A 2,910-nucleotide genomic window follows, 5' to 3' on the forward strand; every position below is an offset into this window, starting at 1 on the left:
AGCCCCTCTCCCAAAGGGAGCAACCCCTCACCCCCAGCCCCTCTCCCAAAGGGAGAGGGGAGCTACGGATCTAGGCCAGAGCTTTGCGGCAGCCTGATTTGTTGGATATTGGCAATTTGCATTTGCCGGCTGGGATCCCAGGTTAGCGCAGCAGACCTTCACTTCTTAGGGTTCAGGCGGCCATCGAGGGCTGCCTCTGGGTTTGTGGGTTGGCTATCGGCAGGGTGAAGTGGAAGGCACTGCCCTGGTTGATCCCTCCCGATTCGGCCCAGATGCGCCCCCCCATCGCCTCGATGATCAGCCGGCAGATGGCCAGCCCCAAGCCCGTCCCCCCCACGGAACGGCGCAGGGACCCCTCTGCCTGGTAAAACCGCTCGAAAATGACCTGTAAGCGCTCCGGTTCAATGCCGCGTCCACTGTCGGCCACAGTAAATCTCACCATCGCTTCTCCAGGTTCGCCGGCTGATGGCTCCACCTCTGCCCGGATCCAGATCCGCCCGCTGGGAGGAGTAAACTTGCAGGCATTGTCCAACAGCTTGCGCAAGACCTCCACCAGCCATTCCCCATCCGCCTTGACCATCGGCAGCCGTCTGGGCAGCGCCTGCTCGATGGTGGGTAACTCCTCGTGCCGCCGTCGCGCTTTGACGTTGCTCAGGGCCAGCTCCACGCATTCTTGGGCAGACAACGGCTCGATATGCCAGCGAACGCGACCGCTTTCCAGCTTGGAGAGGGTGAGAAAATCCTGCACCAACTCCCGCAGCCGACCGGCATCTTGCAGAGCCGCATTCAACATCTCCTGGCGCATCTCCAAGGGCATATGAGGATCGCCGGCCAACGACTCCAGACACACTTGAATGGTGGACAAAGGGGTGCGCAGCTCGTGCCCGATCACAGCGATCAGCTCCGACTTGGCCCGATCCAGATCCTGCAATTGGCGATTCAGCTCTTCCAGGTGCTGGTAGGCTTCTGCCTGTAAGAGGGCCACCCCCACTTGATTGGCAATGGCTTCTGCCAACTCCAGAGTGGCCGGCTGCCAGCGGCGAGGGTGTTCGTGGTGCAGCTCCAAGAGGCCCAGCAACCGCCCCTGATAGAGAATCGGCAGAGCCACCCAAGCGCGAATTTGGGCCGGCTGCCACAGCTCCGGCAGGCAATGCAGACGCGGATCCTTCTGGCTGTCCTCGCAACACACCAGGTGTGCTGAGGCCATTGCCTCCTGCAGAAAAGGGTTGCTTTGCACGGGCCAAAGGGATCCCTTGAGGCTGCCCATTCTCAGGGTGTGATACTCGTGCTCGATCTGGACAGCAGGAACCTGGCCATCGTAGCGGTAGATCAAACAGCGCCCCACTCCTGCCGCTTGCCCCAGTTCCTGCACCGCAATGGTCAGGATATCGCCGGGATGCAAAGACTGGCGAATGGCGCTGCTGATGCGGTTGATCAAGTGTTCCTTGCGCTCTTGAGCCTGAATGGTGCGATAGGCCCGCTGCAGCTTGTATTGGCCTGCCTGAAGATAGGTGATCAGCCGCTCGGTGAAGGGCCCTGGATTCAGTTGACTGGCAGAGTTTTGCAGGGATCCCTCCAGGTACTGGCGAACCGGCTCCAAGCGAGGGGCCAGATCTGGACGGTAACCGAGGATCTTGGGCAGCAGTGCCAAAGCCGCTTGAACCGCGACCAGGCGATCAAACGACCAGACGCCATCGAACTGTCGGGCTGCGTCCATATCGCTGCCCTGCCAGGGCCGCTCCCGACACACTAAGCAGGTGGCATAGTGGGCGTCGATGACGATCAAATGCCACTCCTGAGCCAGTGGATCCTCCGGATCCAGGGGGATAAAGTTAGGGGGCAGGTCAGCCTGAGCCCCATCGGGGGTAGCCAGCACAAACACATCTTGGGCAACCGCGCTGATGCGACGGTAGCGCCGCGCCTCCTGGCGGTAGTAGCGCTCCTTTTGAAAATTGGCGAACACCCACGGGGATCCCTGACCTTGCAACACCTGATCCTCGATGGCACGGCTGAGGGCAACCAGAGAAGACTTGAAATAAAGCTGCGGGCGCAGATGGGGTACGGCCTGTAGCAGATCGCTCAATAGGGAAGTCCGACTCTGACGGGATCTAGGGCGGGTAGAAGTCATAGCCCTATTGGCAAGTTCGGTTGGCAAGGAGTAACTTAGCCGTGGAGAAAGCGCCTGGCGGGCTGGCCTAGGTTTAGTCTAGCGGTTGGCTTCTGCAGCAAGGCGAACTTAACGAGCTGCAAGATCTGGCTAACTTGGACTAAGAATTGTAAAGTTGCGTGTAGACTCAATGTCGGGATCCCGGTACAGCCAAGAAGACGTGCAGCAGATCCTCCAGCGGGCCATTGCCCGCCAGCCGCGCCTGGGCGAGTTTACCCGCGCCCAGTTGCAGGAGATGGCCGCCGAACTGGGGATCTCACCCCAAGAGCTGGACTTGGCCGAGCAGGAATGGAAGGCTTGGCAAGAGCTGAACAACCAGCATCGCGAGTTCCAGCGCTACCGCCGTCAGCAGTTCTACCAATTGCTGGGTCGCTATGGAATTGTCAACAGCTTTTTGCTGGGCTTGGACTGGCTTTCCGGCGGGGGGCTATCTTGGTCGCTGTTTATACTCATGGGCTGGGGCTTGACAGTTTCTCTTAAGGGCTGGAACGCCTACCAGACGGAGGGGGAACGCTACGAGAAAGAGTTCCGCCAGTGGCAGAAGAAACGTAAGAAGCAGCTCCAGCGTCGATGAGAAACATCTCGTCTCTCTGCTTTGAGCAGAGGTGGTCTTAGAAAGAGGCTAGCGGCAAATGCTAGTATAGGTACTTGGCAGAGGCAGATGCCTGTGCGGGCGTAGTTTAATGGTAAAACCGCAGTCTTCCAAACTGCTGTTGTCGGTTCGATTCCGTCCGCCCGCTTCC

At 59.5% G+C, this 2,910-nt stretch carries 2 protein-coding genes and 1 tRNA gene; 2 read left to right on the forward strand and 1 reads right to left on the reverse strand.

Annotation, left to right across the window (positions count from 1 at the left end; all coding sequences use genetic code 11):
- Window positions 1-172: 172 nt before the first annotated feature.
- A complete protein-coding gene (locus NW853_RS10660) occupies window positions 173-2,128 on the reverse strand; it encodes a DICT sensory domain-containing protein (protein ID WP_414348995.1) in 1,956 nt (651 codons plus the stop codon).
- A gap of 154 nt (window positions 2,129-2,282) precedes the next feature.
- Here NW853_RS10660 and NW853_RS10665 point away from each other — a divergent pair, with 154 nt between their 5' ends.
- Together NW853_RS10665 and NW853_RS10670 are read left to right on the forward strand one after the other, a co-directional pair.
- Window positions 2,283-2,741: a 2TM domain-containing protein gene (locus tag NW853_RS10665; protein WP_414348996.1), complete on the forward strand. Its 459-nt coding sequence runs from the start codon at window positions 2,283-2,285 to the stop codon at window positions 2,739-2,741.
- Window positions 2,742-2,836: 95 nt separating this feature from the next.
- Window positions 2,837-2,907 (forward strand) — tRNA-Gly (locus NW853_RS10670).
- The last annotated feature ends 3 nt before the right edge of the window (window positions 2,908-2,910 follow it).

Source organism: Synechococcus sp. H55.11 (assembly GCF_047462475.1).
In the GTDB taxonomy this organism is placed as follows: Bacteria; Cyanobacteriota; Cyanobacteriia; order Thermostichales; family Thermostichaceae; genus Thermostichus.

What these genes read in the sequence shown, in the direction of transcription:
- NW853_RS10660 (WP_414348995.1), bottom strand. Translation starts at nt 2,128, where the DNA reads ATGACTTCTACCCGCCCTAGATCCCGTCAGAGTCGGACTTCCCTATTG.